Source organism: Catellatospora coxensis (assembly GCF_016862635.1).
Classification (GTDB): domain Bacteria; phylum Actinomycetota; class Actinomycetes; order Mycobacteriales; family Micromonosporaceae; genus Catellatospora; species Catellatospora coxensis.
Genome location: NZ_BONI01000037.1, coordinates 80,440 through 87,005, shown reverse-complemented (window position 1 = coordinate 87,005; position 6,566 = coordinate 80,440). Strand labels below are relative to the sequence as shown.

Here is a 6,566-nt window from a genome sequence, read left to right as displayed (position 1 = left end):
AGCTCAACGGCACGCAGACGCAGTACACCTGGGTCGTCACCGCGACCCTGCTCGCCGCCACCGCGACGACCCCGGTCTGGGGCCGCCTGGCGGACATGTTCAGCAAGAAGCTGCTGGTGCAGATCGCCATCGTGATCTTCGTGATCGGCTCGCTGCTCAGCGGCTTCGCCCAGGACACCAGCCAGGTCATCGCGGCCCGCGCGGTGCAGGGCATCGGCGTGGGCGGCCTGCAGGCCCTGGTCCAGATCGTGATCGCGGCGATGATCCCGCCGCGTGAGCGCGGCCGCTACAACGGCTACCTCGGCGGCGTGATGGCCGTCGCGACGCTGGCCGGGCCGCTGCTGGGCGGCCTGATCGTGGACACCTCGTGGCTGGGCTGGCGGTGGTGCTTCTTCATCGGCGTGCCGATCGCCGCGATCGCCTTCGCGCTGCTGTGGCTGACCCTGGACCTGCCCCGTACGGCCCGGGTCAAGGCGAAGATCGACTACCTGGGCGCGGCCCTGATCGCGATCGGTGTGAGCACCCTGCTGGTCTGGGTGTCGTTCGTCGGCAACTCGTTCGACTGGCTGTCCTGGCAGACGTTCGCCATGGTCGGCGCGGCGCTGCTGGTGCTGGCCGGGGCGGTCTGGGTGGAGCTGCGGGCGGAGAGCCCCGTCGTGCCGATCAACGTGATCAGCAAGCGCGTTCCCGCGCTGTCCATCCTCGCCAGCCTCGCCGTCGGCATGGCCATGTTCGGCGGCTCGGTCTTCCTCGGCCAGTACTTCCAGATCGGCCGCGGCTACACCCCGACCGAGGCCGGCCTGCTCACCATGCCGCTCATGTTCGGCGTGCTCGTCTCCTCGACCGTCACCGGCCGCATGGTCACCAAGTCCGGCAAGGTCAAGCCATACATCGTCACCGGCGCGATCGTGCTGGTCGCGGGCTTCCTGGGGCTGTCGTTCATCGACCACGCCACGCCGCTGACCGTGATCGGCGTGGGCATGCTGCTCGTCGGCCTGGGCGTCGGCATGACCATGCAGAACCTGGTGCTCGCCGTGCAGAACACCGCCGCCATGAAGGACCTCGGCGCGGCCACCGGCTCGGTGACGTTCTTCCGCTCGCTGGGCGGCACCATCGGCGTCTCGGTGCTCGGTGCGGTGCTGGCCAACCGGGTGCAGTCGATCATCGCCGAGCACCTGGCCGCGGCGGGTCTGCCGGCGGGCTCGGGCGGCGGCTCGCTGAACCTCAAGACCCTGCCGCCGATCGCCCAGACCATCGTCCGCGAGGCGTACGGCGACGCGACCGGCCACATCTTTCTCATCTCCGCGGCCATCGGCGCGGTCGGCGTCATCGCCGCGCTGCTGCTGCCCGACATCACCCTGCGCTCGGGTGCCCCGGCGCCCGAGCCGGTCACCCCCGCACCCGCGGTCCCGGTCCCGTCGCACGCCGACGCCCGTGCCCACGCTCCTGCACCGGCATACGCCAACATGTCGACCGTGGCGGCACACGCGCACGCGCCGACCGCCGCGGCCCGGTTCACCGACACCGAACCCGCGCTCGGCCGGGCCTGAGCGGGGCGGGCGGTGAACCTCCCGCGGCAGCGCACCGAGCACTACGGCCCGGCGGCCGCCCCGTGCGCCTTCGAGCGCGGCACCGACGGCCCACGCGTGATCATGGTGGGCGTGGACGGCAGCCCGCCGTCGGAGCGGGCCGCCGCGTACGCCGCGGGGCTGGCCCGCCGCCAGCGCAGCCGCCTGGTCGTGGTGTTCGTGGGGGAGTCGGCCGGACTCGTCGCCTCGATCTACGGCCAGGCCGCCGCGGCGGCGGTCGAGACCGCCGAGGAGCTGGCCGGGGAGCTGCGGGCACAGGTGCGCCAGGCGGCCGAGGAGATGGGCCTGCCCGTCACGTTCATGATGCGCCGCGGTGATCCGTACGCCGAGCTGCGCGCCGCGGCCGACGAGCTGAAAGCGGACATGCTGGTCGTCGGGGCGTCCGCGCAGGCGGGGCACCGGTTCGTCGGCTCGGTGGCGACCCGGCTGGTCAAGCAGGGCCGCTGGCCGGTGGTGGTGGTTCCCTGACCAGCCGGCCGGTCGGCCAGAACTCTGCCAAACCGGGCAAATGCTAGTAACTTGGAGTGGTCCTGGGGGTTCGACGGGGGAGTCTCACATGTCCGACACGCTGGCCACGAACGTCCTGACGTACCCGTTCGGCAACGCGGGGCTCCAACCGCTGCTGCCCGACCTCGGCCCGGACGGCGTGGGCCGGGTGCGGCTGCCCACCGGCCAGCAGGCCTGGCTGTTCACCCGGCACGAGCACCTGCGCGAGCTGCTGCGCAGTCCCGACTTCTCCAGCGACTTCACCCGGCCGGGGTTCCCGCTGATCCGGCCGATCCCCGAGGACATGCCGCGCCGCCCCGACGGCTCGCTGATCCGCATGGACCCGCCCGAGCACACCAAGTTCCGCCGCATGCTCACCCCCGAGTTCATGATCAAGCACATCCGCACGCTGGAGCCGCTGATCCGGCAGACCGTGATCGACGGGCTGGCGGAGCTGCGCGCCGCCGGGCAGCCCGCCGACCTGGTCGAGCACTTCGCGCTGCCGGTCCCGTCGATGGTGATCTGCCACCTGCTCGGCGTCCCGTACACCGACCACGACTACTTCCAGGAGCGCAGCCGCATCCTGCTGGCCTGGTCCAGCACCCCGGAGCAGGCCCGCGACGCCATCGAGGAGCTGCGCGACTACCTGACCCGGCTGATCGCCGCCCGGCGCGGCGAGCCGGGCGAGGACCTGATCAGCCGCCTGGCCGCCGAACGTGTCGCCACCGGCGAGATGACCGAGGAGGAGCTGGTCGGGCTGTCCGTGCTGCTGCTCATCGCCGGGCACGAGACCACCTCCAACATGATCGGCCTGAGCACGCTGGTGCTGCTGGAGCACCCCGCGCAGCTACGCCGGCTGCGCGAGCGCCCCGAACTGATCGACGACACCGTCGAGGAGCTGCTGCGCTACCTGACCATCGTGCGCACCGGCCTGACCCGGGTCGCGATCACCGACACCGAGGTCGGCGGACACCGCATCGCCGCCGGGGAGGGCGTCATCGCGCTGCTGTCGGCCGCCAACCGCGACACCGACGTGTTCCCCGACGGGGAGGAGTTCGACCTGGAGCGCGGCTCGCACCAGCACATGGCGTTCGGGTTCGGCATCCACCAGTGCATCGGCCAGCCGCTGGCCCGCGCCGAGCTGCGCATCGCCCTGTCCGAGCTGATCACCCGCCTGCCCGGCCTGGCCCTGGCGGTGGAGGCCGACGACGTGCGCTACCGCGACGCGGTCGTGTTCGGCGTGCAACGGCTACCGGTGACGTGGTGAGCGCACGGCTGCGGGTCGCCGTCGACCGGGACGCGTGCTGCGGCTCGGGCAACTGCGTACGCACCGCGCCCGAGGTCTTCGACCAGGACGACACCGACGGCCTGGTCGTCCTGCGCCAGGCCGAACCACCCGAGTCCGAGCACGACGCCGTACGCGAGGCCGCCTACAACTGCCCCGCCGCCGCGATCGAGGTCGACGAAGACTGACGGTGTCCTGCCGCGCCGTCACATCTTTCTTGCTGTGACCACATCAAGAAAGATGTGACCGCGCGCAAGGACACCTCCGCCGGCTGGTTCAGTACAGCCAACGGTCCAGCACTGCCGGCCAGAACAGCCGGTCATGGCGGCCACCGGCGACGGCCGGCGGGTCGAGCCGCCCGATCCGGTCACGCAGCTGCTCCATCTCGCCCTGCGCGGCCTCTTCGAGTTCTCCCGACTCATCCCAGTGCGCGATCGCGTGCGACGTCGCCAACAACGAACCCAACCAGTGCAGCGAGCACAGCCAGTGGTTGATCGAGGAGTTGACGAGCCGGGCTCCGTCGTTCCCGTCGTACCGCTGGAAGACGCGCCCGCTGTCGGGTTCGGCGGTGAAGAACCAGTCCGACGTGGTGGGCGACGTCTGGGCCAGCCGGTACCAGCGCGCCTCCCGCCGAAGGACGACGTCCTCCACGATCGAGTCCAGGACGGGGACTCCGGATGAGACGAGTGCGTCCACCTGCTCGGCCGGCAGCCGCCAGGACGCCAGACCGGCAGCGGTCGCCCGGACGACGCGCTGTGGCCCGGCCCAGCTGCTCAGCTCGTCGAACGTCGGCGGCACCGGAAGCGTGGCTTCGTACATGGCGCAGAGTCTGCGGCCCGAACGCCGGCCGCATCGCGGCAGGGTGCGGATCCGGGGCCGGGTCAGCACCAGGGCAGGCGGAGGGTTTCCAGGTCCGGGTCGGCCAGCAGGGAATCGATCAGGGCGGGCGGGCCGGCGACCTTGGTGCCCCACAGGTCCCAGTCGGACCAGGTCACCCAGGAGCGGTCGGCGGGCCACAGGTTCGCGGGGGAGCCGCTGCCGCGCTCGTCGTCGTAGAGCGCGACCGCCGCGCTGAGCGGCCCGGCCAGCACGTGCGGGGACTCGTCGGGCGCCGCCCCGCGGGCGATGTACGCGAAACACGGGGTGTCCGGACCGGACCAGGCCGTCAACACGCCGACCAGGCGGGACCAGCCCTCGCGGTCCAGCGAGCCCTCGCCGGGCGGTTCGATGCTGGCGGGCCAGCTGCCGTCCGGATGGGAGCCGGGCAGGCTGCGGAAGTCCGGCGGGCTGCCGGGCGGCACCACCGGCTCGTCGGTGCGGGCCGCGAGCTCCGCCCAGCGCAGCCGCCGCCAGCCCGGCCCCGGGTGCTGCGAGCGGCCGATCGCCCCGCCGGTGTCGACGACGCCCCACTCGTCGAGGTTGATCCCGCCGACCAGCTCCGGCTCGACCAGGTGCGCGTCCAGCAGGCTGCGGCGCAGGTCCTGGTGGGTGGTGCGGGTCGCGCCGGACTCCCACTCGTACATCGCGTGCAGGATCCAGGCCGCGTCGGGCCGCCCGCCGGGGTCGTAACCGGTCAGCTCGCCGTCCGGCCGCAACTCGGCCAGCCAGTCCGCCTCGTCGCGCGCCACCTCGTGCCAACCGTCGCCCATGGCTCATCTGACCACATGGTCCACCTCCGCGCGGCGCGGCTTGCGGGCGGATGTCGCGGCGACCGGCCATCGTGGACGCCACGTTCGGCCGGTGGACGGGCTTGCCTTGATCGGGATACTGGACCGATGCCGAGAATTCTCGCCGACGTCGCCCCCGAGCCCGAGTACGCGGGCCTCGGCCTGGCCGCGGTCTGCGTCTGCCTGCTGTTCGCCGCGGCCGCGGTCGTCCTGGTCGTCGTGCTGGTCAAGCGCTCGCGTAAATGAGCCCGGCGAGCACCGAGGCGGCGTTCGCGGCGACCGCGAGCACCGCCAGCAGCGGGTCGCGCCGCCGCAGCCACCAGACCAGCAGCACCGCCTCCGCGCCGCACACCACGGCCTCCGCGACGACCACGACCAGCGGGTACGCGGACCGCCCGGTCCACGGCGCGAGCAGCCACCACAGCAGCGGATGCGTCGCCAGGTTCACGCCCAGCGCGCACAGCGCCGCCCGCCGCCAGGTCACCGCCCAGCCCCAGCGCAGCGCGGCCGCGTACACGGGGATCTCGACGGCCAGCGTCAGCGCCAGCGCGGCCGGGTAACGGAGCATCGCATGACGGTAGCCGCCCTGCCCGCCCCACGCACCCCCGCGCCGCCGCGCGCGGCCGGCCTCGCGCTCGGGTTCGCCGCCTGCGCGGCCGTGGCGCTGGCCGCGGCGCTGCGCGCCCCGCTGGCGACCACGGTCCTCGGGCTGATCGCGTTCGGGGTGCTGCACAACGTGCTGGAGCTGCGCTACGTCGCGGGCCGGTTCGCGCACGTCCTCACCGGACGGCTGCTGTGGACCGCGCTGGCACTGGTCACCGCGATCGTGTTCTGCCGCCTGCTGGCGCTGCGGGTGCCCGAGATCGTGCTCTGCTACGGCGTGCTGGCCGCCGGGGTCTGGCACGCGGTGCCGCGCCGGTGGCTGGCCCCGGCGGGACTGGGCCTGGCCGGGGCGGCGGCGGTGTCGCTGACCTGGCCCGCGTACCACTTCGTGGTGCTGGCCCATCTGCACAACGTGGTGCCGCTGTTCTTCCTGTGGGAGTGGTCCCGGCGGCTGGCCGGGCGCGAGCGGGCGCTGTTCCGCGCCGCCCAGCTCGGCTGGGTGCTGCTGGTGCCCGCGCTGCTGCTGGCCGGGGTGTTCGACCCGCTGCTCGCCGACGGGTCGGCCGCGGTCGTGGCGTTCGCCGGCACCCCCGAGTCGATCGCCGCGCCGGTCAGCCCACCCGGCCTCACCGCCGGGCTGCGCTTCCTCGCCGTGTTCGCGTTCCTGCAGGCCATGCACTACGTGGTGTGGCTGGGTTTCCTGCCGCGGTTCGCCCCCGACGCCGCGGCCGCGTTCGAGCAGCGGGTGCCCTGGCTGGCCGGGTGGCGGCCGTGGGCGCTGGGCGCGGCCGCGGCGCTCGTGCTCGGCGGGCTGTTCCTGGTCGACTACGGCCAGGGCCGCACCATGTACCAGGCCCTGGCCAGCTACCACGCGTACCTGGAGTTCCCGGTGCTGCTCGCGCTCCTGTTCGCGCGGCCGCGCCCGGCCTAGGCTCC

The 6,566-nt window shown here is 73.2% G+C and carries 9 protein-coding genes; 6 read left to right on the top strand and 3 right to left on the bottom strand.

The window, feature by feature from the left end:
* The 4 genes from Cco03nite_RS22005 to Cco03nite_RS21990 all read left to right on the top strand — a co-directional run.
* Positions 1-1,550, top strand: a 1,550-nt coding sequence (locus Cco03nite_RS22005) for an MFS transporter (RefSeq protein WP_203694049.1), incomplete at its 5' end; no start/stop codon positions are given.
* 12 nt (positions 1,551-1,562) lie between these two features.
* Complete coding sequence (locus tag Cco03nite_RS22000) at positions 1,563-2,057, top strand: universal stress protein (protein WP_239167560.1); 495 nt, start codon at positions 1,563-1,565, stop codon at positions 2,055-2,057.
* Positions 2,058-2,145: 88 nt separating this feature from the next.
* Positions 2,146-3,342 (top strand): cytochrome P450, encoded by a 1,197-nt coding sequence (locus Cco03nite_RS21995; protein WP_203694048.1) that lies wholly within the window; start codon positions 2,146-2,148, stop codon positions 3,340-3,342.
* Positions 3,339-3,548, top strand: coding sequence for a ferredoxin (locus Cco03nite_RS21990; protein WP_239167559.1), 210 nt, complete (start codon positions 3,339-3,341; stop codon positions 3,546-3,548). The genes Cco03nite_RS21995 and Cco03nite_RS21990 overlap by 4 nt, the downstream gene beginning before the upstream one ends.
* Positions 3,549-3,636: 88 nt before the next feature.
* Here Cco03nite_RS21990 and Cco03nite_RS21985 read toward each other — a convergent pair whose 3' ends face one another.
* A complete protein-coding gene (locus Cco03nite_RS21985; protein ID WP_203694047.1) occupies positions 3,637-4,179 on the bottom strand; it encodes an SUKH-4 family immunity protein in 543 nt (180 codons plus the stop codon).
* 62 nt (positions 4,180-4,241) lie between these two features.
* A complete protein-coding gene (locus Cco03nite_RS21980; protein WP_203694046.1) occupies positions 4,242-5,009 on the bottom strand; it encodes a hypothetical protein in 768 nt (255 codons plus the stop codon).
* 126 nt (positions 5,010-5,135) lie between these two features.
* On the opposite strand from Cco03nite_RS21980, the gene Cco03nite_RS21975 reads away from it, so the two are divergent.
* Positions 5,136-5,273, top strand: coding sequence for a hypothetical protein (locus Cco03nite_RS21975; protein WP_203694045.1), 138 nt, complete (start codon positions 5,136-5,138; stop codon positions 5,271-5,273).
* Here the strand turns inward: Cco03nite_RS21975 and Cco03nite_RS21970 are convergent.
* Positions 5,254-5,595, bottom strand: a complete 342-nt coding sequence (locus tag Cco03nite_RS21970) for a hypothetical protein (protein ID WP_203694044.1) — start codon at positions 5,593-5,595, stop codon at positions 5,254-5,256. The two genes, Cco03nite_RS21975 and Cco03nite_RS21970, sit on opposite strands and share 20 nt — an antisense overlap.
* Positions 5,596-5,598: 3 nt before the next feature.
* Here Cco03nite_RS21970 and Cco03nite_RS21965 point away from each other — a divergent pair, with 3 nt between their 5' ends.
* Positions 5,599-6,561, top strand: coding sequence for a hypothetical protein (locus Cco03nite_RS21965; protein ID WP_239167558.1), 963 nt, complete (start codon positions 5,599-5,601; stop codon positions 6,559-6,561).
* The last annotated feature ends 5 nt before the right edge of the window (positions 6,562-6,566 follow it).

Coding starts and splice junctions, on each gene's coding strand:
- Cco03nite_RS21995 (WP_203694048.1), top strand. CDS start 2,146: ATGTCCGACACGCTGGCCACGAACGTCCTGACGTACCCGTTCGGCAAC.
- Cco03nite_RS21985 (WP_203694047.1), bottom strand. CDS start 4,179: ATGTACGAAGCCACGCTTCCGGTGCCGCCGACGTTCGACGAGCTGAGC.
- Cco03nite_RS21980 (WP_203694046.1), bottom strand. CDS start 5,009: ATGGGCGACGGTTGGCACGAGGTGGCGCGCGACGAGGCGGACTGGCTG.
- Cco03nite_RS21975 (WP_203694045.1), top strand. CDS start 5,136: ATGCCGAGAATTCTCGCCGACGTCGCCCCCGAGCCCGAGTACGCGGGC.
- Cco03nite_RS21970 (WP_203694044.1), bottom strand. CDS start 5,595: ATGCTCCGTTACCCGGCCGCGCTGGCGCTGACGCTGGCCGTCGAGATC.
- Cco03nite_RS21965 (WP_239167558.1), top strand. CDS start 5,599: ATGACGGTAGCCGCCCTGCCCGCCCCACGCACCCCCGCGCCGCCGCGC.